Source organism: Alicyclobacillus sp. TC, from assembly GCF_016804365.1.
GTDB classification, from domain to species: domain Bacteria; phylum Bacillota; class Bacilli; order Alicyclobacillales; family Alicyclobacillaceae; genus Alicyclobacillus_I; species Alicyclobacillus_I tolerans.
Genome location: NZ_CP044434.1, coordinates 2,544,996 through 2,570,320, shown reverse-complemented (window position 1 = coordinate 2,570,320; position 25,325 = coordinate 2,544,996). Strand labels below are relative to the sequence as shown.

Here is a 25,325-nt window from a genome sequence, read left to right as displayed (position 1 = left end):
TCGAGTAAAAACTCGCAGCCATAAATTTGACGTTTTATCAACGTTTTTTTGTCGGAAATATGACGAATTGGTAACTATCATCTAAAACCTCCATGCATCCACGAAGATTTCTATAAAATGGGATTCATTAGATTTTGCTATGTTTTGAATGTGGAATGAGGAGGACATCATGAAAAGACAGCGAGTCATTCAAATGGCATTGGCGTCTTTGTCGAGCGTAGCCTGGTTGGGAGTGAGTTCATGGACAAGTGCCGATGCTGCTTCCATCTGGACGAATCTAGCGAGTCAAGCTACTTTGAAAATTTCCGTCACAGGCTATCCGGATCAACAGTTTGCTGAACAGGAAGATGCTTATCAAGGGAATCTATTGCAAGGCAGTGCTTGGCAGGGGTTTAGTCATCAGGGGGGGCGAGAGTTAGATATTCATTTGCCTCAACCAGCGGTGGTACATGCCTTATCCATCGGTGTGCGACAATATTTACCAATGGGAATTTACTACCCATCATATGTCCAGTTTGAAGTTAGAGAGAACGGAGTTTGGCATACGCTCGGACGAGTTTATAATGATCGATCTCGTATCGGCCTCAGAGATAGTTCGCAACGCTTTACACTTTATTTTCCACCTACGCAAGGTCAGACGTTTCGGATTCTTTTTCCTGTCCATGTCTGGGTTTTTGCCCGTCAAATCGCTTGTATGGGAACCTATCAGGCTGTTTCTGACGCGAAGACGGCTAATGATTATCCGATTTCCAGCGTGACTCCTGCGAATACGACGGGTCAAGCTTTAACACCTGCATCCGCCAATCAAATAGAGAACATGTTGCTTGTTAACGTATCACCGGACAGTCCGCTCTACACCTCAAGTCAGTTTGCCTCATTAGTAGCTTATGATAATCAGCAGAATGAGCCGGTAGCTCCTTTTTTCAATACGATTCTTTTCCTTGCAGATGGTTCTGTGCAAGATAACAAAAGTGCTTGGAATCAATATTTGGGAAACTTGTTTTCTTCTCATGGCCAATTAGCTCAACTGCAGGAGGCAGTTTATCAAGACAATGCCAAGCTTGGTACTCCAAATGCTGTAGAGAATGTCGTTTTGACCCTACCATCGACTCCGTACAACGGTGGCGATTTTGGTGAAATAGACGGTCAGGACTTGTCATTCAATCCAACTTTGACGCACCCCTTTGCTGTGCAAGCACGAGAAGCTGCCATTCAATGGTTTTTGCAAAAAGCTGTACAGGATTTCGCGGCAGGTGCTTATCCCAATTTGCGCTTGGCTGGCTTTTACTGGCAGCGAGAAGATTGTCCATCCGACGCTCTAGGAGAGAAACAACTGATTCAATATAGCAGTGCCCTGTTGGCTAAGGACAAGCTGCCACTTCTATGGATACCCTTTTACGCGGCCAGTGGCGTCACAGCATGGGAGCATCTGGGTTTTCAGGCTGCATGGCTGCAACCCAATTATGCTGAACTTGGCAATCAGGCTTTTCCGGCACGATTGACAAACGCAGCAGACATTGCAGAGCGTTATGGTATGGGATTGGAACTGGAATGGACGCGTCTGACTCCTAATGGCGAAACGCTCTATGTCCAACAACTGCAACAATTTGCAGCGGATGGATTAGGTCAAGGTGTTTCCCACGCTTTTTACGATGGCGCCAATTTTTTATCCCACGCTGAAGCTTCGGCTAATCCATTTACACGCGCGATTTATGATGATACTTATGATTTTGTTTCTGGACAATATAACAAGATAGGAGCACCCATTCAATGAGAATCGTACGTTCCCTTTGTACTGCGGCTCTATTGATGACCTTCTGCCCGACTGTGGTTTTGGCCAGTACTCAAACCTCCCATCATCTTGAAGGTTCACAAGAGTTTGTGACAACCATTCGTATCAACGGCAAAGGTATGGATAGACCTTATGGGCGAGTTTATCAAAACACGACTTTTATACCGATTTGGTATGTCATGCAAATACTCAAACAAGCTGGGGTAATTTCTATATGGAAAGATCACATCTGGTCCATGCAAACCGTCACGCCTTCCAAACAAACTTCTCCAACTCTATCTCTTCCACCTGTACTTCCTTCCAACGAGGTGGCTGCAGGTTCCTTTGTCTTGCAATTTTTGACTGAGGAAGGGGAATTGCCACCCCATAGTACTCCTTTGCAGGCCATGTCATTCGCAATTCAAAATGGTTGGTGGGACACGAATTCTACACAGCATACAGAATACTTGGGTGCCTATGAACCACTTACTGTTGAAGAGGCGGAGCAATTAGACTGGAATTTTCTCGGCATGAGTAATCCTGCCTTTCAACCCGGCGGAAGTATGTCGGCTTGGGCTCAATTCATTGGCCTCAATCCTGCTGGTTTAAGTTTAACGGCTGATGTTACACCTGCTGAAGCCGATGCCATGTTACATGTGATAGCAGATGACTCACAGGGCTATCAGGCTTTAAAAGAGCATCAATGGCAGATTGTATATCCACCAGAAAATGAAGCTATGGCTACCTTTCAAGGGGATATGACAGCCAATGGTCAACCTTTTTTCACATCCAATCAAGCTGTTCAACAAGTGATTCAAGACACCTATCAATTTTTTGATGGTATCCAAGTTCAGGCTTCATCGAATGGTAAGCAATGGATTGTCACTCTGCCCAACGTCAGTGCGGCAGGTGAGTTTTACATAGCCAGTTCGAACAATGCGAATTACAGTGTGAATGGCGGGCAAACGTGGCAGACTGTCAATCGTTTAAACAGTCTGCGTTTGAATGAGCATTCATCTGTACAAATACAACTACCTGATACGTCTGCCCTTTCACTGAGCTATAATGTTCTATTGCCCAATTTGGGGGGCTCTACAACGCTTGGTGAAATGACCTTACGTCTCAATTCAGCTGAACAGTTGCAAGTTCATCGTGATCAACTAGATTAGTTTGTTTCTATTTGTCGAAAACGCTTGGCAAATGGCCAATGATGAGCCAATCCTACAATGGCTGTTGCGGACGGCACAAATAGGCCAAGCAAAATAAGAGCGTAGAGCATGAGACCTATAATCACAGCCAAACCAATTTCCATCAATGAAGTGACGCCAGAGACGATTAGGCTGCCAAATGTCCCTGCCATAATGATGGCTGCAGAGAAGACAACTCCCCCATACGCAACATAGCCGCACGCATAGCGCTTGCTGGAGCGTCTGGCGATTTTTTGAGTTCTTCATCAAAGCGCGCCATCAAGAACATGGAATAATCAACTCCAAGAGCAACCAGCAACAAGAAGACAAAGAAGGGCACAGGCCAGGAAAGACCTGGCTTGTGCAGCACATGTATGGTCAATGTCTGTACCAAGCCCATGCTGACGAAATAGGTTCCCATTAACGAGATCATGATATAAAGCGGTGCCAAAATGGACTGCAACATGAAAATCAACAACAAAAAGATACAAGCAGAGATAATCGATACGGTACGGACAAAGTCATCCGTCGAAACTTGATTGAGCGCGTTTTGAACGGCCGTAGGTCCTGCAGTATAGATATTGCTTCCCTGATAAGGTGTAGCGGCAAGAGCAGTAGCGGCGTCTTGTTGGAGTTCTCCTAACTGTTGCATGGCCGTCAGGGAATAAGGATTATGACTCAGAACTACACTGATGGTTGCAACATGGCCATTGGCTGAAATATAGGCGTTCATCGCCTGTTGTAAACCTTGGTTACTATTCAATGTATGGGCAGGCACAAAAAATCCTGGATTCCCCTGACTTGCAGCCATGCTGGATTCCCTCAAGGCATTTTGGATCTGTTGAACACCTTGCTGTAATCGACTCATACCTTTTCCTGCTTTTTGTAAATTCTGATCCACAGGTGCGAGAGCTGCCGTAAATTGTTCTACTCCAAGGGCAACTTGTCGATTTCCGTTTGCCAATTGAGATGCCCCGTTGGCTAATTGACGAGTCCCCGCTGCCAAGGCCTGTCCAGCTTCGTTCAATCGACTCGCTCCATTGGCAATTCCTTCAATACCTGAGGTTAATTGCGTTGCGCCGTGATTCAGTTGCTGATTGGCTTTGGCTAACTGACTTGCGCCACTCGCAAGTGGTCCCAGTCCTTCTGTTAATTTTTTCGTACCAGCAGCCAATGCTTCCGTACCGCTTGCCACCTTTGTCGATCCGTTTTTGGCTGCTGTGGCGAGGGCTAAAATCTGTTGCCAAGCTGGATTGGTATTGTCGTTAGGATGCGACTGGCTCCATGCTGCAAGGGCATTTGCCAATTGATTCGCTGCCTGTGCTAACTGATTGGCGCCGTTTGCTGTTTGCTCGCTGCCGTCTGCCAGTGTGCTTGCAGCTTGGTTGGCGTTTGTCAAACCCTGTGCTAATTGATTGGCTCCATTGGCACTTTGAGCAGCACTTTTTGCCAACTGTTGCGTACCTTGATTGAATTGCTGGGCTCCGGATGCTAATTGACTTGTTCCTTTGGAAAGTTGGCTAGCTCCTACTGCTGCTTGACTGATTTTTCCTGATAATTGTTGAGCTCCGTTGGCGACACGCTGGGCACCTTTTTGTAAAGCGGTGAGTCCCTCTTGATTGCCGCTGCTTTGACTGAAGCCGGATTGTAATTGTTGTAATCCAGCAGACACCTGTTGCAGACCGTTGGCTGCAATTTGATTTTGTTTCGCTAATGTGAATAAGGAAATCGCTTTGCCGGTAGGTTGTGTGGCACTCATGACCTCACTTACACCAGGTTCAGAGGAAAGTGTATGTGAAACATCTTGAATAGCGGCAAGCCCTGCTTGGCTGCGGAAATTTTTTTGGCTATAAAGAACGATGGTGGAAGGGAGAACATGTCCCTGACCGAAGGCGTTGGCCACTACATGAAAGCCTTGTACAGATGGAGCGTTAGGGATATCGTCCATAGGATTGAAGGTTCGGTCATCGCTAAATAGCATACCTATCGGGGTAAGGATGGCTAGAAGTACAAGCATGGTCCACCAAGGACGGCGTGTAGCGATACTACCTGTTTTCCCCCAGATACGTGAGGGAGGATGTTCACTTCCTGGCATCGGACGGCGAGGCCAAAAAAGGCTTCGGCCCAAAATGGACATCCATGCGGGGGTAAAGGTGAGAATCGCGAGCAGAGCTATAAAAATACCAATGGAAACACCAACAGCGGATCGATAAAGTCCAAAATGGGCAAAGCTGAGAGCTGCAAATGAGACGAGTACTGTCGAGGCGCTAAAAAGAACTGTACGGCTAACAGAACGAAGCGTGGCTTCAATAGCGTCCGTTAATGTTTCGTGATTTCTCGTTAATTCCTCTCGAAATCGATTGAGAAAGATAATGGAGTAGTCTGTTCCGGCTCCGAATAGCACGGCGATAAGAAAGGTCTGTGTAAAAGTAGAGACGGGTAAGCCGCGCTCTGCCAACCATGCTACCACCGACGAAGAAATGAGAAAGGATATACCGATGCTCAGCAAAGTTACCAGAGGTGCGAGCAAGGAACGAAAAACTATCAACAGAATAATCAGTACCAGGGCAACGGTCACTCCAGCGGTCTTTTCCACACCTTGCTGAGATATGGTTGAATCATCCCATTGGATGGGCACATCGCCAGTAAAGTAGATATGGCTTCCGGACGGGTTTTCGGTAAACCACTGTTTCAGTTTTTGTAGACTTTTATCGGTAGAACCAGCAATATCTCCACCAGGAAAGTTAACAATAGCGATTTCCGTTGTTTTATCTTGGCTGATAAAGGCACTCTGGTCAGCCTTGGTGTTCTCTGCGTCTGCCATGCTGCTGATGCCATAAGTTTGTTTGTGGGCATTCATATAGTTTAATTTATTTGAAAAGTACGTTTGATCTGCATGGGTGAGTCTGCCCTTTTGATAAATGGCAATTACAGCTGAACTTTGGCCGTTTTTACCCGGATTCACTTCTTTTAACAGGCGGCTAGCCACCATTACCTGATTGTTGTTGGGTAAATAGTTAGTTTGTACGTGTAGAACGACACGGTTTAAATTCGGCAACCCTATCAAGCCGGCAACAGTCAGGGCCAGCCATAAGAGAAGAACCAGCCAGCGAAATCTGACAATAAAACGCGTATAAACCCCCATGAATTCTCTTCCCTCGTTTCTTAACTTTATAGTTATGTATTTAAATTATTTAGAGACAAAACATCATAACGACAGATTAACGACTTCTTTACTTGAGCTCAAGTAAAAAAAGGAAAATAATCTGGGTTGATGATAGGGTGTCGAGTAATCGTCAAAATTGCATGTCTGTCTGTATGGGCAAGTCCGTTATAATGTAAAAGCAGCGATGATAAGATTCGTGTTTGGAAAGCGCACCCCGCGTTGATGCGAGGGAATTTATTTGTCAGTCAGGAGAGAGGTGAGTGAAGTGACAGCTGAGATTCTCAGTTCACTAATTGCCGTCGTTTTTGCTTTGACTGTCATTTTTGTGCGTGTTCGGGCAAGTCGAAAACCAACAAACGCGCGAAAAATTTTAATTCCGCCAGTAGCCATGAGTACAGGATTTCTGATGTATATCGCGCCACAGACGCATGAACCATTTCTATACGCCGTCGCTGCTTTTCTGGTAGGTGTCATTTTTAGCTATCCGCTCATCTCCACCTCGAAAATGTATCGGGCTGAAGATGGCCATATCTATCTCAAACGCTCACGCGGGTTTATAGCCATTCTGCTGATTCTGCTTGCTTTACGGATTATTCTGCACACTTATGTAGAGCAGTATGTGACCATTCTGCAGACAGGTTCTCTATTCTTTGTTCTTGCTTTTGGAATGATTTTACCATGGCGAATTGTTATGTATTTGAGGTATCGTCATCTTGCTGGACAACGAGTGGCTGCTGCTTCTGAGTCAGCATCATGAATGGTCTTGAAAGCAAGATTATGTATAAAATGTTTTTCAGCCCTATCTAAGTTCTGGATGAGACGTCAAACCTAAAAAGAGAGTAAACCTGACGGCTGGCTTTTCATACGAAGGCAGATCAGGTGGTGGGAGGTACAGTGTGCGAATTCGTTGGATAGTATTACTCATTGTCTTGTTGGTGATTGCACTACCTGTTGTACAGTTGCTTCGTCCCATACCTTCAATTACTGCTACACCCATACTGGCATCAGATGCGCAGGTTCCTGGACAGGTTTCCATACGCTGGCCACAGCAAGGCGAAGCGGCACTGGAAGTTCTCGGGATCGGCGAAATGGGTCATTTCGGTTCCAACACTCCACTGCCCATTGCCAGTGTGACCAAGCTTATGACAGCTTATCTGACTTTGAAAAAATATCCTCTCGGCGTGGGTGAAAGTGGTCCGGAATTAACCATGACACCTAAAGATGTGCAAGTTTATCAAGAAGATGTGGCTCAAGGCGAATCTGTGATGAAAGTGGTTGCGGGGGAAAAACTTTCCGAGCGCCAGCTTTTAGAAGGTTTGTTACTTCCTTCAGGTAACAATGTTGCTTACATTCTGGCTCACTGGATCGCCGGCAGTCAGTCTGCTTTTGTCCAGCAGATGAACGCTGAAGCTAAAAAACTTGGCATGACTCATACGCATTACGTGGATGCGAGCGGTTTTAACCCGGGCAGTGCGAGTGATGCTCAGGACTTGTTAAAGCTGTTCAACAAAGTGATTCAAATTCGGGCTTTTCGAGATATTTCCGGCATGGCCCAGGCTACTGTGCCTGTTGCAGGAACGATATATAATGTAGATTATAATTTAGGTCAAGGTGGTATTTTTGCTGGTAAAACTGGAAGTACGCCACAGGCGGGTGGTTGTTTCGTCTTTGCATCCAAAAAGATGGTAGATGGCAAAAAAGCGACCATTCTGGGTGTGGTCCTGGGGCAGGAAGGGTTACAACCTTTAATGAATGCCTTAAATGAAGGTGTATCTCTTTCTGAGCAGGCGCAAAAAATGATTCGCGTGGTTCAAGTTTTACCTGCTCAAACACCTGTGGCTCAATTGTCTGTACCATGGATGTCGAATCCAATAACAGTGACAACCACTTCACCCATTAGCATGGTTGGTTGGCCTGGAATGACTGTCCATCGCGTTGTACACTTAGATTCAATGAAGGCACATAGCATTGCTGTTGGGCAAACCATTGGTACTGTAACCGTGATTGCGGGAAATCAAAAGATCAGTGAAACATTAACAGCACCAACCAGTATTCCCGCACCATCGTATAGTTGGCGTTTAAAACATATTTAAGGTAAGAAAACACAAAAGAGTTGGGGGCACGGGTAAAGAAGTCTATGTGATGGCTTCCCGTGCCCTTTTCCTCATCTTCTGTTAGACTGTCAGAAAGTATCATTATCGATGAATAAGGCTCCGGCCAAGGAGGGAACCTTTTGCGATCGAAGCGACCTACAGCACCTGCTGGAAAAAATAAGACCAAAGCAGTAAAAGGCGGATTTTCCATTGGAAAGTTAATTTTGACGCTGATTATTGTTCTTTTGGTAGTGGTTATCCTATTTACTGTAGGATTCTTTCTGTTGGTGCAGTTTACACCTTTTAATGCAGCTAAAATGAATGATTTTAATTCGCCAACCGTTGTCTATGATGGTAATGGACAAAAATATATAACGATTGGCAATGGTTCATCCTCGATTCCCTATCAGGATATTCCAAAGGATTTACAGAACGCTTTAGTGGCTACAGAAGACCATACCTTCTGGAGTTCGCCATCGAGTATCGATTTCCGTTCTATTTTACGTGCAGCTTATGTCGATCTGCTTGCTGGCGGAGCCGATCAAGGTGCTAGTACCATTCAGGAACAATTGGCGAAGATGGTCTACTTAACCGACAACAAGTCGATTTCTTACAAGGTTAAACAAGTGGTCTTGGGTGTTCAATTATCTCGTCATTACACCAAACAAGAGATTTTAACCATGTATCTGAATCGAGTTTTTTTGGGATCTAATGCTACAGGTGTCGAACAGGCGGCCAAATTGTATTTTGGCGTGGACTTGCGCAAAGATCCTCACTTGACGCTAGATCAGGCTGCGCTTTTAGCTGGCTTGCCTCAAGCGCCTTCTGCATACGATCCGTTGCTGCATCCGCATGCAGCCATAGCGCGGCGCAATATTGTCTTGCAAAATATGGCTAACTACGGCTATATCTCGCAGGCCAAAGCAGATTGGGCTATGAAGCAACCTTTGGGTGTTTCTGCACATTCTATGGGTGAAAGTGGTTGGAGCCAACATCCACTTTTCACGAATTTTCTCTTTGATTGGGCTCAGCGTCATGGCATCTCGCCAGAAGAACTTTCACAGGGCGGCTTGAAAATTTATACGACGATTGACCCCAATGTTCAGGCGGCTTTGCATCAAGTATTCTTTACGAATAAATATGACAATGATTGGCCAGGCCCCACAACCGGTACAGTAGTTGAAGGCGGCGCCATCTTCCTTGATCCAAAAACGGGTGCAATCTTAGGCGCAGCAGGCAGCCGTAAACAAGATTACACAAGACTAGGCATTGATCGTGTCTATTCGCTTAGTTCACCGGGATCGTCCATCAAACCTATTATGGATTACGGCCCTGCTATCGAAAGTGGCAAATGGAACTATTTGTCCGTCTTGGACGATACTCCACATGATTTTGGCGGTGGGTATACGCCGGAAAACTGGAATCCCAACGCGCCACCGAAAATTACCTTGCAATACGGTATCCAGTGGTCCCAGAATGTTGCTTCTGTCTGGTTGCTGCAGCAAATCGGCATTCAAAACGGTGTGAGCTTTGCGGAAAATGATGGTATACCTGTCAGCCAACAGGCGTCTCATCAGTTGGGTATTGCTATTGGTGGGAATCTCGATGTCAGCCCGATCATGATGGCGCAGGCGTATGAGCCGTTTGATGACAATGGTGTTCAAATGGAAGCGCATCTTATCAATAAAATTGTCAACGCATCCGGTCAGGTCATTTATCGCGATCCGGTTCAAGCCAAGCAGGTCATGACACCTCATACGGCTCACGTATTAACCCGTTTGATGCAAGATGTTGTCGATTTTGGAACGGGTCAGTTAGCGCAAATTCAGGGATGGGGTGTGGCTGGTAAAACAGGGACAGTCCAGTATTCTCCTGGATTGGTAGGCAATCATCCAAATTGGGTAAGAACGGGCTGGTTTGACGGTTACACGCCGAATATTGTGGGTTCCATTTACATCGGCTATGACGTGACAACCCCAGAACATCATATGTCTTGGGTGACGCTCGACCCATCAGGCAATGCGGCTGAACTTTGGCGAGACGTGATGGTTAACGCGCTTGCTGGTCAGACGCCGCAACAATTTCCGGAAGGTCCCTATCCTTATGCAACAGGTCTGCCGAATGCAGCTATGAACACTTCACAGCCTATTTCTGGTTTACAGGCTAGTTACAACGCCAGCCAAAATCAGGTTATTCTCAACTGGAAGGCGAATGGCCAAAACAATGGTTGGGTCTATCAAATTTCGCGCGCAGAAGACAGTTCATCCAATGCAAGCAACAGCAATAACAGCGCAAGCAATACAACAAACAACAGTTCTTCTGCAAACAGCAGTAATTCAAGTTCAAGCAGCTTGACTTTCATTGGTCAAACGCAAAATACCACGTTTGTCGATCCCGGTGTTGTGCAGGGGAACACGTACACGTATCAAGTTCAGGCGTATGATCCTTCTACGCAGCAGACAGTGGGCTCTCCCTTGACAGTAACCATTAATGTGCCGTCTGCCACTTTGCCCAATCAAGGCAACGGTCCAGGTAACAACAATCCCGGCAACCCACCTGGACAGGGACCAAATGGACCGGGAAGTGGTCAGGGAAACGGCACAGGCCCGGGAAACACCACGGGAAATAATACGAATGGTGGCAACCCGGGCAACACCACTGGAAATTCTTCGAGTACTGGGAATACGAGTTCTCCACCTTCACCGTCAGCGCCTGGAGGACAGGGGAATTCAGTGCCTGTAGGAAACTCGGTGCTACCGACATCGGCACCTGCACCCAGTAAACCAAAATCGAGCAAACATTAATGAAATTTCTAGAATAGAGATTTTCCACACCTCACCCTTCTTTAACTCAGGGGGTGAGGTTTTTTGAGTTGTCTGTAATTGTTATTGTGAGCTAAAGAAATATGGGCAATTTAATGAAATCAAAAAAAATCCGTAAAGAAATCGCTTCCTTACGTTGACGTAAGGTTACATTTTCGTTAGTATCTTTTTGTGAGGCGAAATATCAGAGTGTCTAAAATCAACAACGAGGTGGGGAGAGTGGAACAAGCGGAGGCGGAACTGTCTGTAGAAGCCGTCTGCCAGCGGCTTGGGCTGACGGCGAGAACACTGCATTATTACGAAGAAATTGGCCTGATTTCGCCAAAATCTCGAACAAGCGGTGGACACCGCCTATACGATGAAAAGGTCGTGGGCAAGCTTGAGCAAATTGTCCGCTTAAAAAATCATCTGGGATACTCTCTCAATGAGATTCGTCATATGCTTGATGTGGAGTCTAGGCTTGACCAGATTCGTCTCAATGCGGACAATGCGTGTCTCAGTGAAGAGATTCGCCGTTCTGAGCTTGAGGAAGCGGCTGATATGCTGCACAGCACACTTTCTCAAATTCAGTTAAAAATGCAAAATCTGCAAAATATGAAAAATCGTTATGAAGAAAAACTTCGTATGACAGAAAAAGCTTTAGAGACAAAAAAATATACATTTATTTCACAGAAGGGGAGTGAGTAGGCGCATGTCTACATCAGTTGCAGCCGTCGATGCATCAGGGCGTGGCTCATCTTATAAATGGGTAGCATTATCTAACACGACGCTCGGTGTTTTGATGGCCTCTATTAACCAGACCATTCTTATTATTGCTTTACCTGCCATTTTTAAAGGTATTCAAGTCGATCCGCTGGCGGGCAATCAGACTTCGCTTTTACTCTGGGTTTTACTTGGTTTCAATGTGGCTACTACTGTTTTTCTTGTTACTTTTGGACGACTGTCGGACATGTTTGGGCGAGTTCGGCTTTATAATCTTGGGTTTTTCATCTTTACCATTGGCTCAATTCTATGTTCAATCACCTGGAGCAAAGGTGTGGCCGGTGAGGTTGAATTAATCATCTTCCGCTTGGTGCAGGGTGTCGGCGGCGCATTGCTGTTTGCAAACAGTTCTGCGATTTTAACAGATGCTTTTCCAATGGAACAACGCGGTTTTGCTTTAGGATTAAACCAGATTGCTGCAGTGGGTGGCAGCGTTATTGGTCTGGTTGTTGGTGGTTTGTTGGCTGATGCTGGAGATTGGCGCTGGATTTTCTTAGTCAATGTTCCGGTGGGTATTTTTGGAACCATATGGGCGTATCTGGCTTTGAAAGAGATTGGCGTCAAGGTAAAAGCTTCGCTTGATTTGCTCGGGAATTTGTTTTTGGGACTGGGTATTCTTGGCATTATGCTGGGTTTGACATATGGTATCATGCCTTATGGCACAAGCTCCATGGGCTGGGGAAATCCGTGGGTCGTCACAGCTTTGGCTGGCGGCGTAGTCTGTTTGATTGTGTTTGTCTTTGTAGAGATGAACGTGGAGCATCCGCTTTTCCAGTTGCATTTATTTGCGCACCGTTCGTTTACATTAGGCAATATTGCCTCACTTTTTGCTGCCTTGGCTCGCGGTGGTTTGTCATTTATGTTAATCATTTGGCTGCAAGGTATCTGGTTGCCGCTCCATAACGTTTCGTTCTCTCATACACCATTACAGGCAGGCATTGACACGTTGCCGCAGATGGTCGGATTCTTGGTAGCAGGACCTATTAGCGGGTATTTGTCAGACAAAGCAGGCGCGAAATGGTACACGTTTGCTGGCATGATTATTACAGCTGGTGGTTTTGCACTTATCAATACTTTACCGTTCAATTTTCATTATTGGACGTTCGCAACGTATCTTTTCATCATTGGTATAGGTATGGGTGTCTTCTCTTCGCCAAACTCAGCCATTATCATGAATTCTGTGCCACCGCGTTATCGAGGGGTTGCCTCGGGAATGCGAGCCACTTTCATGAATGCTGGACAGTTAATGAGTATGGGTCTCTTCTTCAGTATTGTGATTAGTGGATTGGCCAGTCGTTTGCCGCAAGCGTATTTGAATGGGTTGAGCCAACATGGCGTACCTCTTCCGTATGCAGAAATGGTCTCCAAACTTCCGCCTACAGCGTCTCTCTTTGCTGCGCTTCTTGGCTATAATCCAATGGCTCATTTGTTGCCAGCGCAGATTTTGAATAATCTGTCCGCGGCGAATCGTTCTACATTGCTCGGTATGCATTTCTTCCCAAACATGATTGGGCCTGCATTCCATCATGGGTTGGCTTTAGCGTTCTGGATTTCAGGCGGTCTTGCTCTTCTGGCAGCTATTGCCACTGTCTTTTGTAAAACCAATCGTGTGGCTGCGGTTGCCGAGCAAATGCAGTCAAAAGCGGATTTGCCGAAATCCACAGGTTTGCTCAGTTCAGTAGAAATTGCTCGTATGGAAAGATTGGGTCTGATTGCTTTGCATCAAGCACGCACAGGACTTTTACCGGATGCTCCGGAGGAAGAAAAGGAAAAAGCGCGCCGCGCGATTCAATTATTGCAGCAAGTTTTGGAACATAAACAGAATGTCAGTCTAAGCAGCTAGCTGATGGGTTCATCGTGATCGGGCAGAAAGAAAGGGGATGGAAGCTATGGATATCCAACGTTTGGCGGAAAATGTATTGGAAGATTTGGAGCACAGCAAGACTTCAGGTCATCATCATAAAACGGAAAAAAGTTCGTTGGATGTGGCTATGGAGCGTGTATTAAAGCAAATGATTGAGCCGCAGGCAGCAGAACCAACCAAGAAGCCGGAGGAACAGTCGCTGGCCTCGCAGGCGGCGACCGTACTTCGCCAACTGGCGCAGACACATGAGTCAGCGCCCATTCAAACAGAGGTAGCAGCCACCAGTAACGTGGATACGGATGACGTGCAACATTTTTTATCACTGCTTCTCGAAGACGTAGAGCGAATGACTGAAGAACACCGAACAGAGCCGTTAGCTCATCAGCCGTTTGTCTCATCTTCATTGAGCGAGACTCCTGTTGCTTCTGCTAGTAACGTTTCCAGTGGGGTCAAGCGTGTACCTGTAAATAGACATCCATTCCGTCTGGTCTCACAAGGATTGCAAAGTGGAAAATTGGATGATTGGATTCAACGCTTTTACAAGTTGCATGAAGAAACTCGCGTACTCGGATGGATTGCCTATCAAAATGGACACAGTATTGCTTCGGACAGAGATTATGATGAAGAAATTGAGATTGTCCTGTTGCAATATCTGCAGACACTCCAGAATTTGCAACAACAAATTGAGGGCATGAATTTGGATAAATCATCTATTCATAGTGTACAGGGTCAAATCAACTTCTATTGGATGGAAGATAATATGGTCCTGATTGTATTTACAGATTCAGATCATCATGAGCGGGATTGGTTGCAGGATTTACTTTCTGTGCCGGTTGCTGCTACTGTAGCGCACGGACAATAACTGTTTCAAGCCATTGAGAAATCGAGCAGATACGGATAGCCTGGCAGGGATGATTGAATCCTTGCCAGGCTTTTTTTTAACTATTTCTTCTTTTCAATGATTTGGTATATGATGAAAGACAGACAAGCAGACATTGTGTCAGTCACTGAAGTATTCTTTACGAATTTGGATTTGAAAGTGGGTCAAAGGAGCGCGATGGATATGAAAGGAAAGCATACTACGCGCCTGATTGCTGGCGCAGTGGGTGCAGCAGGGTTAGTGGCGCTACTGAGCGCACCAACGGTTATGGCGGCAACGCAAGCCCCCATGGAAGGCACCTTGGTGGCACTGGGGGATTCTATTACGTTTGGGTATAACTTGCCAGATACTGCTGGCAATACAACTCCCTCTGTGGAAGCGTTTCCTGATTGGATGGCAAAACAATATCACCTTTCTGTTACAAATCTTGGCGTGCCTGGATGGACGTCAAAAGATTTGCTGCTCAATTTGCAACAACCAGACATTTCTTCGAGTATTCAACACGCAAGTCTGATTACACTGGACATTGGCAGCAACGATTTACTTCATTTTGCCGCTCGCTATAATCTGTTGCAAGATGCTTCCACAGTTGCTACCACCTATGGGCTGCAACTGACGCCGTCAGAGATGCAAAGTGGTATGCAGCTCGTTGACCAATTTAAAGAAAATTTGCAGGCCACATTAGCAGCCATTCGTAAAGAAAGTCAGGCACCCATTATTTTATATACGCTCTATAATCCCTTTCCTTCTGGTAGCCCCTTGCATCAGGTGACCAATCAATTTCAAGGAATGATGGATGACATTATTCGCCAGGAGGCAGCCTCTTTCCCTAAAGTGGTTGTAGCTCATGCGCATTCAGCTTTTGCCGGTCATCAATTGGAATATGTTGATCTATACCTGCATGATGTCCATCCCACTCTGCAAGGACAAGAAGTATTGGCACAGGTTGGTGAGTCAGCACTGGCTAAAGCTCATCTTAACCCTCTTTCCATTCCTGTCACGTCTTCTGTCAGCGCCGATGCACAAATGAAACCAAGTGGCAACGTGATTACCGGACAGTTGGGTGCTCTCAAATACACCGTTTCCGCATCAGCAGGTGCAGTGAGTTCAAAATCAGAAGTGCTGTTTGTGAGTCTGCCTCCCTCGCAAGTTCAAGGAATGATACCAGCGGGCGATCGCGTGGTAACCAGTTTCTCCCTCAATTTTTCAGCCAATACAAGCTTAAAAGCGCCTTTAAGTGTCCAATTACAATTCCCTTCTCTGCAAACAGGAGATGAATTGGTTCAGAAGACCCCCGGTGGTTGGCAATCGGTGCAAACGGCGTCGTTTCAACCCGGCAGCGTCAAGTTCTCAGTTTCTACACCAGGTGAATATGTGGTTCTTTCACCGGTCATACAAACTGTTTCAGCAACCAAGCCAGTTACGGGAGTTCCTGTATTGCCGGAAGCTGCTATGGCATTAGCTTTTCTAGGATTTGGCGCGGGTGTTTTGCGGATTGCCCGGCGCAGGTAAGTCATGCAAAAGCTTTCCAAACGTTGGTTGACTATTATCGGCATTGCGCTCTGCGTCATAGGGCTTGGCATAGCAGCTAGAATTCCATTTTTTTATCTGAGAAGTCGCGTTATTGGGCAAGCCGAATTGGCGAAGGCCAAACAAATGTTGCGTTCCAGTCGTCAGTCTCTGGCTCCACTTTCTCCTGCAGCCTCAGCGTTAGCAGCATCTCTTGGGGCGTACCATCTGCCCCCTGATGGGTATACTGCAAATTCCAAGTCTATCTGTTCGCGTACCCGTTTTGCAGGGAACTGACGATACGGTGCTCAATGTAGCTGCTGGACATTTAAAAAACAGTGCTGAACCAGGACAACCTGGTGCTAGTGTCATTGCCGCGCACAACGCAACCTGGTTTCGCCACATCAATCGACTGAAGAGTGGTGACCAACTGGTATTTGAGTCTTATGGACAAACCTATATATATCAGGTTACAGGACATGAAATCGCACATGTGGGTGAAAGCGTACCCAATACGGTAGCTCCCAGCATGATTTTGGAAGCTTGTTATCCCCTCGATGCGCTCTATTTAACACCCTATCGCTATCTGGTTTTTGCTCGGCTTGTTGCTGTACAGGCTACGTCTCAATCCGTACTTGCTGCTCATACGAGTGACATTTACAGCGTGCAATTGCCGAAAAAACTTATGGATTCGCCACAAATTCAACTGGCCAACAATCCATTACCCATGGGCACGTTGACATACACAGGCAATCCTTCTCCTGCCTATCAACAGAGCAATGCGCCGCTGTCCGCCGCCAATGCCATTACAGAATTATTTCTGGCATTTGTGCATATGTCAGCAGAAAATCGAATCCCAGAACTTTACGCGTTACTTCATCCTGATGCAAAAGTGATCCCTGTTGCCTGGCAGAAACAAATCACACAGATGGATCCCCTGCTGCATCATTCCATCCAACAAGTGCATTATGCATCCCAGTTTGATGTTCAACTTGATGTTCAAGGAACACGTCTTTTGTTGGTAAAAGGTCGCGTAAAGATTCGCGTAGCAGGCCAAAATGAATGGCTGCGCGTGCAAGCCAGTGTTTCAGCACAGAATGTCGTGACACTTCACACATTCCAATTTATTCCCGAATCGCAATCAAATCCCTGATTATGGCTGACCATTTAAGGCCATACTCTCATCGATCCTGACTGCTCTGGAGTATGGATGAAGGGAGTGGCCTTGATGCGTTCAGCGTGGCAACGTTTCGCTTTGCTTGCTCTCGGATTCATCTCGGCACTGTCTATGGTGCCATCCTGCCAGGAGCATGGCATGGTGCCTTGGAAGCGTGTGTCTGGACATCCGGGAAGAATTCTCGAATCCTCCAATCAGCCTGTACAACTTCGTCCCTATCCGTATCCCTATCATGCCATGTTATCCATTGCCAGCGACGCAGATCATCAGACGTTACGCAAATTTAATCAAATTCACCAGTTTCTCAACACGTATGATATGACGCCATACGGACGGGGACTTGGTTTGGATATTGCCGATTCTTTTTTTATTTATAACGGAAGCAACATTCAACGAAATATTGATGTGGGCGGTGTTCCGTTACATCAACAGCTTGCCTATTTTTACGGCTTGAGTCTCAAACCTTATGCAGCTAGCGCAATTCGCCATTATCTATCCTGTGGATGGATAGACAGTTTGCATAGTTATGGCGATTTCAGTACCGTAACAGAAAAAGGTACACGTTTTCATCGGTTGCTTGCAGTAAAGGCTGTTCAACGTATGCTCTCGGATGGTGTCCAGGTTCCCGTATGGATCGATCACGGTAATATGGCTAATGTTGATAACTTTGGTTCCCGTCATTTGCGCCCGTTTTTTCATTATCAAATGGGAGCGGTACCGCAATCTCCGTACTATCATTTAGATGTAACACGTAAATTGGGTATTCGTTATATGTGGACAGACATCGACAGTACATCCTTTGGATTGAAAAAAGTAATGAAACCGGTACATATGCCGGATGGATCCATTTTGTACGGATTTTCTCGTTATACTCATGAAAAGATTGGCAGTCGAGGAGAAGTTCTTTGGCAGTGGACCGCGGGGGATTTGGATGATGAACTTTCGCTTGTGCATCTGAGAAAATTGGTTCGTGAAGGTAAATCGGTGGTCGTTGCTCAACATTTAGCTGCCAATCAGGAATTTCTCTGTCTTCCAAAAAATGCGGTCCAAGCTTTGCAGACCTTGGCGCACTGGCAGGATGATGGGAAAATATTGGTGGCTCGAACGAGTCGATTACTGACTTATGAACGGGTTCACAGTCAACTCCACTATCATTTGCTTCAACGGGGGCGGTGGCTGGAAATTCATATTGACCCCTTGTACGATCCGGTGTTTGGTAAACATTGGCCAAGTCTGTCTGAATTGAGAGGAATAACGTTTTACACACCCCATCCCATGCACACCATCATCTTTGTGGGCTCGACTCGCATCCCTGATGGTCAATTGGTGGTTTCTCCAAGTGACGGACATGCTCCAAGTATAGGTATACGCTGGTTTACACCCCATGTTCAAAATGAGGCCGTTGTGTTGCCGAAGGTATTGTAGGGAGAAGCAAATCAGCAGGTTTCAATAGGTTCGTGGCGAAACTTTCATTCAGATGGTTTACTTTTTAGGTTATTACTCGTCATAGAGTGCGCAAGAAAGGTGCGTTTGGTGTGAAAATCATTCTTCTTTCCGGAGGTTCTGGAAAACGGCTTTGGCCCATGTCCAATGAAGCGAGATCGAAACAATTTCTTAAAGTACTGCCAGATAAGGAAACGGGTCAACCTGTGTCTATGTTGCAACGAGTGTGGAAGCAGTTGGAAGACGTGGGTATGCAAAATAACGCCTATGTTTGTGCGTCCAAAGCACAGTGGGAATTGGTGCAAAGTCAACTGGGAGAAATTTCTTTTATTCAAGAACCAGCTCGCAGGGATACATTTCCTGCCATCAGCTTGGCTGCTTTATATCTGTTGGATAGAGAAGGAATTTCACCAGATGAAGTGGTGGCCGTGGTACCAGTCGATCATTTTGTGGAGAATCATTATTTTCAACAAATTGTTCGTTTGGAGCAAGTTCTACAGGAATCGTCAGCCGATATGGTATTAATGGGAGTCGTTCCTGAAGAGCCCACAAGCAAATTTGGCTACATTGTTCCTGGTGAATCCACGGATGGTATAGCGTGGGTGGAACAATTTGTGGAAAAACCTTCATCAGATATTGCACAAAAATTGATGGACCGCGGCGCTTTATGGAATTGCGGAGTGTTTGCATTTCGTCTTTCTTTTTTGCGCCATTGGCTGGCAAGCAGAGGTTATCACGCCACTTATCAAGGATTGCGAGGACAATTTTTAGAGTTGCCGAAAAGATCGTTCGACTACGAAGTTGTAGAGAAAACGGGAAAAATTGCCGTTTTACCTTATCGAGGAGTATGGAAAGATTTAGGTACATGGGCGAGTTTGTCTGAAGAAATGAGTCAGCCGTTACTTGGTTCGGGTGTTCTAAAAGATTGCCAGGAGACGCATGTGTTAAACGAACTGGGTATTCCCGTGGTAGCGCTGGGTGTGCAGGGAATGATGATTGCGGCCACACCGGATGGCATACTCGTTGCAGATAAAGAGGCTAGCGCCCACTTAAAAGATGTGGTCGAACCTTTTCAAGGAAGACCTATGTATGAAGAACGGCGCTGGGGAAGTTATCGAGTGCTCGATTATCAAAAACTTGAAGAGGGAGAAGTATTGACCAAGTGGATTGAAATTTCCCCTGGCTGCAACCTTTCCTACCAAAAACATTTCCATCGCACGGAGACTTGGACGATTTTAGAAGGACACGGAGAAGTAGCTTTGGACAATCGTATTTTCCCCATTGGTGCAGGAGATGTGGTTCGAGTATATGCTGAACAGTGGCATGCCATTCGTGCGTTGGATAGACTGAAACTCGTCGAAGTACAGCGTGGAAGTGAATTAATAGAAGAAGATATTTTGCGCCGCTATATGGAATGGCGCGAAATAGTCGAAGCATGTTCTTTAGGACGGGAGAGCTCCATAGCCGTTTCCACTTCGGTGTTGTAATCTTTACACATTCCTCATCATAAGTTTACAAATATTTACGAGAAATTTATTTATCATTTATATTCATTTGTTAGTCTACACGCGCAAGCCTTTAGAGGGTTTGCGCGTGTTTTGTTCATAAGCATGTCTACAGAGGGAGTGGAGATTGATTGAACATGAGATATGGCAAATTGTTGGGTATTTTCGGTTCATTATTAGGTTTGGGCTTTTTGGTATCAGGATGTCAAACTGCTGCATCCATGACAAATGCAAATGCCAGTCAACAACAGAACCACACTACATCAGTAAGCTCAACTGGTCATCAGCAATTGGTGCTCTATTCAGCGCAAGGCTATGATTCAGCCATGGCTCAAGCGTTTGAAAAAGCAACAGGAATTCAAGTGAAACTAGACGATAATTCAACAGGTACGATTGTCGCCAAATTGGAAGCTGAAAAAAGCAATCCTCATTGGGACGTTGCCTGGTTTGATGGAGCAGCTACCATGCAGGCGCTTGCCAATCAAGGGATGCTTCTGGAGGGCTGGAAGCCTAGCGATTATGACAACTATACAAGTCTGGGCAAATCATTGGTTCCCTCTAGTGACGCCTATTTTCCAGGTGGTGTAACAGCAGCTGCAGCTATTGCTGTCAATACCAAACTTGTTCCTCCTTCTGAATATCCTACCGATTGGAGCAGTTTGCTTAAACCCTATTGGAAGAATGAGATTGCTATGAACGATCCGGCTATTTCAGGACCTACCTTTCCTTTTGTAGCGGGGATTTTACAGTTGATGGGCAAACAGCAGGGGGAAGCTTTTTTCACTCGTCTAAAGGCAAATGGGTTAAAAATATTTCCAACTAATGGTGTCACACTGCAGGCTTTAGAAAAAGGTCAGGTCAAGGCTATTATGATTCAGGATTCTGCATTAGTAGCTGCAAAAGAGAAGGGCGCACCTATTCAAATCATTTATCCTTCATCTGGCGTATTCACGTTACCGGATGTTTTGGGCATCGATAAAAACGCTCCAGATATGGCTGCAGCCAAAAAATTCGTTGAATTTGTTCTTTCTCATCAAGGGCAACAGGTCATGTTGAATCCGCAAAATGGTGGAGGAGATTCATATTTTAATCCTATTATTCAAGGAGAATCTCCCAATCCAGCGCGACAACAAAATGGTATTCACTGGGTAAGGGTCAATCCTGTACAAGCTGCCAATCAGGAAAATCAAATTCAGGAATGGTTCCATGACAACATTACGGAATAAGCAGAAGTGGAGGCCATTTTTCAGCGGGCTGGGTTCTTTGCCCGGTTTGCTGATTTTTTTTCTTCTCATTTTCTATCCGCTGGCAGCGTTGTTGCTTCAAGTAGGATTTCCTAATGTTTTTAATACACCTATATCTTGGAAACCATCATGGCAACCCTTGCAACAACTTTTTGCTAATCCTCTGAATGGGCAAGCCATAGTCAATTCTCTTATTTTAGGAGCTGGTTCTGCCATCTTGGCAACTTTTTTGGCGACGTTGGTTGCTTTTGCAAGAGTTCGTGGTGGAAAGAAAATGGGCAAAATTTTAGACACTGCCGTATGGATTGTCTTTTTTGCTCCTTCCTATGTCATCGCCCAGGGCTGGGTGAGTTTGATGCAAGAAGGGGGTATTCTTAGTGAATTGTTGAATTTGCCAAACGGATTGACACAATGGTTTTTTTCAAAAGAAGGACTCGTTGTGGTCATGGCCTTGCGGTATATTCCTTTTATTTATTTTGCTCTTGTGCCGTCCATTCAAAATATTGGCTTAGAGTATGAACAAGCAGGTCGATTATTAGGCGCTAATGCAGGGTATCGTTTGCGACGCATTACATTGCCTTTGCTTTTACCAGCTCTTTTAGCGGGTGCGTCGTTGGCGTTTGCTGAAGGATTCGGAGATTTTGGTATGGCTGCAGCCATCACTCCGCAGATGCACATTCCGCTTATTACGTATCAAATATACGCTTCTCTAGACCAGACGCCTGTAAATTACCCTTCAGCTGCCAGTTTGTCGCTGATTTTAATCGTCATCATGGGCTTAGCTTTTTATCTGCAATTTCATTTTTTGAAAACACGTTCTTTTGCCACCATCAGTACACACAGTAAAGAACAAACCGAAATACGCAACCATCATCGTGGTTTCAGTCTTGTGGCTTTTTTTATACTTTTTCTAGCGTTTTTTTTACCCATCGGATCGACCATCATTCAATCACTTTTGAAAAATTATGTGACTCATCTTGATGCCCATAGTTGGACACTAGTCCACTATAAGAGTCTATTCAAACCAGGAGGCAGTGGTCTTCAAGCGCTTTTACGCACGTTGGTCTACGCGTTGACAAATGCATTTTTAACAATGATTTTAGGGCTTTTTTTGGCCTATCAGATGATGTTTCGTCGCTCTAAAATCAATCAATTTATCAATTTGTTAATGATAGCTACCATTGCAGTTCCGGGTATTGTTTTAGCAGCCGGTTTCATCTTTGCTTACAATGCAACATGGCTTATTCCACTTCATTTCGTCATTTACGGCACGCCGATATGTCTGGGTATGGCTTATTTAGCAGGCTCATTGCCGTATGCTGTACGTTTGCAGATAGGGAGCATGCAGCAGGTGTCTGGGAATCTTGCGACTGCCGCATTTAGTTTAGGTGCTTCCAACTTGCGAGTGATTGCACAAATTGTCATGCCATTGGTGCGAACGACGACGGTCTCAACATTTTTTATGACCATGACCGGCACAATGTTTGAGCTTCCTGCCTCATCTTTGCTTTATCCACCAGGTTCGCCACCTTTTCCAGAGACGATTCAACAGAAATTCAATGCTTTTGAATTTGCGCGGGGGTCAGCAATGTCCATTCTTGGACTCATCATTGTACTCCTTCTGTATATGCTGGGAAGATGGGTAGAGTCTATGCTTTTACGTTCTTCCAACTCTGTTAGAGTCGAGTAGAAACTTTGTTGAACGGTACGTTAGACATGCGAAAGGAGAATATGCCCTATGCTGATTGAGTTTCGGGGAGTGAGTAAAAGCTATGGAGACAAAGAAGTTTTACAAAACATTACCTTGAATATTCCTTCTGGGGCTTTTTTAGCTCTATTAGGTCCATCAGGGTGTGGAAAAACCACATTGCTGTCGATTTTAGCAGGGTTTCAAGACATTCAAGCAGGTGAATTAAGAGTAGCTGGAGAGGTTTGGGCTAGACCCGGTTATATTGTACCACCAGAAGTGCGCAATGTGGGTATGGTGTTTCAGGATTTTGCACTCTGGCCACATATGTCGGTATTTGAAAACGTTGCGTTTGGACTTAAGGTGAAAAGATTGCCTCGCCAACAGATTGCCGATCGTGTGGAGGAAGTCCTTTCTCTGGTTCGCATGCAGGAATATCGACATGCTATGGTTCATCAACTCTCAGGAGGACAAAAGCAGAGAATTGCTATAGCCAGAGCCCTGGCTCCAAATCCACAGATTCTTTTGATGGATGAACCTCTTTCTTCCTTGGATACTAAATTGCGTGAACAAATGCGCTGGGAAATACTAGAATTTTCATCTGCAGCTAAGACGACAACCATTTACGTGACACACGATCAAATTGAAGCCTTGTCCATGGCTAGCCATATCGTACTGTTGAATGCGGGAAAAGTGGAACAGACAGGTTCTCCTCAAGGGCTGTATACTCAGCCCAGTACGGCTTTTGCGGCGCATTTTATGGGAGCTGCCAATGTTTTACCCGTACAAGTTGTACGTTCAGATCATTCATCGATTATGGTAGACTGGAAAGGATATCAGATGTTGCTTGATGGCAAAAAAGTTGTCCAGCGTATGCCGTACTTGCTTATCCTCCGTCCTCATCACTTACATCTCCATACTTATGATGGAACTGTGGAATGGAAGGACAGATTTCATCCGTCCCTCTCTTCTGGCGATCATATTTTTAGCTGGACAGGTGTCATTGTGCAAAGAGCTTATCATGGAGCACAGTGGCTTTATAAAGTGGAAATCTTGTTGCCTCATGGAAAAGAAATTTTAGAGGTTTGGCAGTCAGAAGCGTACCCCATAAAGAGTAGGGTATGGGTATGGACGGAAAAGAAATCTTGTACCTTAGTTGCAGGAGGTGAGAGTGAGCAGTCACGATACCAAAAAAAATTGGGGTGATCTATTCATGAACGGGTTTGCTGTCCTCTCTAGCTTTTTAGGTACAGGTGTGGAATTCATTGAAGCGTTGACCATTGTTCTCGCCGTAGCGGCCATTCGCGGGTGGAAAAATGCGCTGCTTGGCGCCTTCTCTGCTGTCTTGGTTTTAGCGATTTTGGTTACGCTGATAGGTGCGCCTTTAGCTAAGGTGATTGATTTATTTTGGGTGCAGTTGATGGTTGGTTTGTTTATGCTGCTGTTTGGTATACGTTGGTTACGCAAGGCAATTCTTCGTTATGCGGGACTGAAAGCATTGCATAATGAAGCCGAAAGCTATGAAGAAGAAGTACAGCGTCAGAAGGCGGCTGGAGAAGTAAAGCCTGGTATAGATCGATTTGCCTTCGCCACAACGTTTAGCGGAACATTTTTAGAGGGTCTTGAGGCTATTTTTATTGTCATCACATTCGGATTGGCCTCGCATTCGATTTCATCCGCTGTGCTTGGCGCTCTTATAGCCACGGTTGTTGTCATCTTACTCGGTATCATTGCAAAGCAGCCCTTATCTAAAATTCCTGAAAACACAATGAAATTTATTGTCGGCATTATGCTCACCTCTTTCGGAACCTACTGGTTAGGAGAAAGTTTTCATGTACGTTGGCCTAATCAGGATTTGTCTATTATTTATTTAATTGTAACTTTGCTCCTGCTCTCATATATATTGGTCACTCGTTGTAAGCGAGCTCTACGTTCTTCGCATGGAGAGGATTCATCGCAAACTCCTGGGGAGGTCAGCCAATCATGAGTGTTTTGAAAACCCTATGGGGACTTCTAGTAGATGATGGGCGCCTTGCTTCTATTTTAGTTGTTGGCATCCTGCTAGCTGCAATTTCTGCTGTTTTGCATCATCACACTATAGCGGCAGGTATTTTATGGCTATCTTTGATGGTTTCTTTGTGGGTTTCAGTCTCTCATCAGTTGCGTTTAAAGACGAAAAAGTAACATTTTTTAAACTTACTTTTGATGATGCATA

Annotated in this window: 20 protein-coding genes; 18 read left to right on the top strand and 2 right to left on the bottom strand. The window is 45.4% G+C overall.

Annotation, left to right across the window (positions count from 1 at the left end):
• Positions 1–169: 169 nt before the first annotated feature.
• The gene (locus FY534_RS12610; RefSeq protein WP_203114756.1) at positions 170–1,774 is read left to right on the top strand and encodes a DUF4855 domain-containing protein; all 1,605 of its coding nucleotides are present in this window, start codon (positions 170–172) and stop codon (positions 1,772–1,774) included.
• Positions 1,771–2,940 (top strand): hypothetical protein, encoded by a 1,170-nt coding sequence (locus FY534_RS12605; protein ID WP_203114755.1) that lies wholly within the window; start codon positions 1,771–1,773, stop codon positions 2,938–2,940. Before FY534_RS12610 ends, FY534_RS12605 begins: the two co-directional genes overlap by 4 nt.
• Here the strand turns inward: FY534_RS12605 and FY534_RS14890 are convergent.
• Complete coding sequence (locus tag FY534_RS14890) at positions 2,937–3,131, bottom strand: MMPL family transporter (RefSeq protein ID WP_255567374.1); 195 nt, start codon at positions 3,129–3,131, stop codon at positions 2,937–2,939. The two genes, FY534_RS12605 and FY534_RS14890, sit on opposite strands and share 4 nt — an antisense overlap.
• Complete coding sequence (locus FY534_RS12595) at positions 3,107–6,103, bottom strand: MMPL/RND family transporter (RefSeq protein WP_203114754.1); 2,997 nt, start codon at positions 6,101–6,103, stop codon at positions 3,107–3,109. The genes FY534_RS14890 and FY534_RS12595 overlap by 25 nt, the downstream gene beginning before the upstream one ends.
• A gap of 286 nt (positions 6,104–6,389) precedes the next feature.
• Between FY534_RS12595 and FY534_RS12590 the strand changes: the two genes are divergently transcribed.
• The 16 genes from FY534_RS12590 to FY534_RS12515 all read left to right on the top strand — a co-directional run bounded on the left by FY534_RS12590 (position 6,390) and on the right by FY534_RS12515 (position 25,294).
• The gene (locus FY534_RS12590) at positions 6,390–6,881 is read left to right on the top strand and encodes a CcdC family protein (RefSeq protein WP_370541535.1); all 492 of its coding nucleotides are present in this window, start codon (positions 6,390–6,392) and stop codon (positions 6,879–6,881) included.
• Between the two features lie 139 nt (positions 6,882–7,020).
• Positions 7,021–8,217, top strand: coding sequence for a D-alanyl-D-alanine carboxypeptidase family protein (locus FY534_RS12585; RefSeq protein WP_203114753.1), 1,197 nt, complete (start codon positions 7,021–7,023; stop codon positions 8,215–8,217).
• 140 nt (positions 8,218–8,357) lie between these two features.
• The gene (locus tag FY534_RS12580) at positions 8,358–11,021 is read left to right on the top strand and encodes a transglycosylase domain-containing protein (protein ID WP_203114752.1); all 2,664 of its coding nucleotides are present in this window, start codon (positions 8,358–8,360) and stop codon (positions 11,019–11,021) included.
• A gap of 237 nt (positions 11,022–11,258) precedes the next feature.
• On the top strand, positions 11,259–11,726 hold the full coding sequence (locus FY534_RS12575; RefSeq protein ID WP_238413558.1) for a helix-turn-helix domain-containing protein: 468 nt from the start codon (positions 11,259–11,261) through the stop codon (positions 11,724–11,726).
• 4 nt (positions 11,727–11,730) lie between these two features.
• Positions 11,731–13,644: an MFS transporter gene (locus FY534_RS12570; RefSeq protein WP_203114751.1), complete on the top strand. Its 1,914-nt coding sequence runs from the start codon at positions 11,731–11,733 to the stop codon at positions 13,642–13,644.
• 46 nt (positions 13,645–13,690) lie between these two features.
• Entirely contained in the window at positions 13,691–14,527 is an 837-nt protein-coding gene (locus FY534_RS12565; protein WP_203114750.1) for a hypothetical protein, read from the top strand.
• 201 nt (positions 14,528–14,728) lie between these two features.
• Complete coding sequence (locus FY534_RS12560) at positions 14,729–16,057, top strand: SGNH/GDSL hydrolase family protein (protein ID WP_238413557.1); 1,329 nt, start codon at positions 14,729–14,731, stop codon at positions 16,055–16,057.
• A gap of 3 nt (positions 16,058–16,060) precedes the next feature.
• The gene (locus FY534_RS12555) at positions 16,061–16,351 is read left to right on the top strand and encodes a hypothetical protein (RefSeq protein WP_203114748.1); all 291 of its coding nucleotides are present in this window, start codon (positions 16,061–16,063) and stop codon (positions 16,349–16,351) included.
• The gene (locus FY534_RS12550; protein WP_203114747.1) at positions 16,293–17,207 is read left to right on the top strand and encodes a class D sortase; all 915 of its coding nucleotides are present in this window, start codon (positions 16,293–16,295) and stop codon (positions 17,205–17,207) included. The genes FY534_RS12555 and FY534_RS12550 overlap by 59 nt, the downstream gene beginning before the upstream one ends.
• 75 nt (positions 17,208–17,282) lie before the next feature.
• Entirely contained in the window at positions 17,283–18,656 is a 1,374-nt protein-coding gene (locus tag FY534_RS12545; protein ID WP_203114746.1) for a hypothetical protein, read from the top strand.
• A 110-nt stretch (positions 18,657–18,766) separates the two neighbouring features.
• Complete coding sequence (locus FY534_RS12540) at positions 18,767–20,161, top strand: sugar phosphate nucleotidyltransferase (RefSeq protein ID WP_072873317.1); 1,395 nt, start codon at positions 18,767–18,769, stop codon at positions 20,159–20,161.
• Between the two features lie 155 nt (positions 20,162–20,316).
• Positions 20,317–21,405, top strand: a complete 1,089-nt coding sequence (locus tag FY534_RS12535; RefSeq protein ID WP_203114745.1) for an ABC transporter substrate-binding protein — start codon at positions 20,317–20,319, stop codon at positions 21,403–21,405.
• Positions 21,386–23,113, top strand: coding sequence for an ABC transporter permease (locus FY534_RS12530; protein ID WP_203114744.1), 1,728 nt, complete (start codon positions 21,386–21,388; stop codon positions 23,111–23,113). The genes FY534_RS12535 and FY534_RS12530 overlap by 20 nt, the downstream gene beginning before the upstream one ends.
• Before the next feature lie 48 nt (positions 23,114–23,161).
• On the top strand, positions 23,162–24,316 hold the full coding sequence (locus tag FY534_RS12525) for an ABC transporter ATP-binding protein (RefSeq protein ID WP_203114743.1): 1,155 nt from the start codon (positions 23,162–23,164) through the stop codon (positions 24,314–24,316).
• A 7-nt stretch (positions 24,317–24,323) separates the two neighbouring features.
• Positions 24,324–25,097, top strand: a complete 774-nt coding sequence (locus FY534_RS12520; RefSeq protein ID WP_072873366.1) for a COG4280 domain-containing protein — start codon at positions 24,324–24,326, stop codon at positions 25,095–25,097.
• The gene (locus tag FY534_RS12515; RefSeq protein WP_072873321.1) at positions 25,094–25,294 is read left to right on the top strand and encodes a hypothetical protein; all 201 of its coding nucleotides are present in this window, start codon (positions 25,094–25,096) and stop codon (positions 25,292–25,294) included. Before FY534_RS12520 ends, FY534_RS12515 begins: the two co-directional genes overlap by 4 nt.
• Positions 25,295–25,325 lie beyond the last annotated feature (31 nt).

Bases quoted from the DNA above. Each gene is read 5' to 3' on its own strand.
- FY534_RS12610 (WP_203114756.1), top strand. From the start codon at position 170: ATGAAAAGACAGCGAGTCATTCAAATGGCATTGGCGTCTTTGTCGAGC.
- FY534_RS12605 (WP_203114755.1), top strand. From the start codon at position 1,771: ATGAGAATCGTACGTTCCCTTTGTACTGCGGCTCTATTGATGACCTTC.
- FY534_RS14890 (WP_255567374.1), bottom strand. From the start codon at position 3,131: ATGGCAGGGACATTTGGCAGCCTAATCGTCTCTGGCGTCACTTCATTG.
- FY534_RS12595 (WP_203114754.1), bottom strand. From the start codon at position 6,103: ATGGGGGTTTATACGCGTTTTATTGTCAGATTTCGCTGGCTGGTTCTT.
- FY534_RS12570 (WP_203114751.1), top strand. From the start codon at position 11,731: ATGTCTACATCAGTTGCAGCCGTCGATGCATCAGGGCGTGGCTCATCT.
- FY534_RS12565 (WP_203114750.1), top strand. From the start codon at position 13,691: ATGGATATCCAACGTTTGGCGGAAAATGTATTGGAAGATTTGGAGCAC.
- FY534_RS12560 (WP_238413557.1), top strand. From the start codon at position 14,729: ATGAAAGGAAAGCATACTACGCGCCTGATTGCTGGCGCAGTGGGTGCA.
- FY534_RS12555 (WP_203114748.1), top strand. From the start codon at position 16,061: ATGCAAAAGCTTTCCAAACGTTGGTTGACTATTATCGGCATTGCGCTC.
- FY534_RS12550 (WP_203114747.1), top strand. From the start codon at position 16,293: ATGGGTATACTGCAAATTCCAAGTCTATCTGTTCGCGTACCCGTTTTG.
- FY534_RS12545 (WP_203114746.1), top strand. From the start codon at position 17,283: ATGCGTTCAGCGTGGCAACGTTTCGCTTTGCTTGCTCTCGGATTCATC.
- FY534_RS12535 (WP_203114745.1), top strand. From the start codon at position 20,317: ATGAGATATGGCAAATTGTTGGGTATTTTCGGTTCATTATTAGGTTTG.
- FY534_RS12530 (WP_203114744.1), top strand. From the start codon at position 21,386: ATGACAACATTACGGAATAAGCAGAAGTGGAGGCCATTTTTCAGCGGG.
- FY534_RS12525 (WP_203114743.1), top strand. From the start codon at position 23,162: ATGCTGATTGAGTTTCGGGGAGTGAGTAAAAGCTATGGAGACAAAGAA.
- FY534_RS12520 (WP_072873366.1), top strand. From the start codon at position 24,324: ATGAACGGGTTTGCTGTCCTCTCTAGCTTTTTAGGTACAGGTGTGGAA.
- FY534_RS12515 (WP_072873321.1), top strand. From the start codon at position 25,094: ATGAGTGTTTTGAAAACCCTATGGGGACTTCTAGTAGATGATGGGCGC.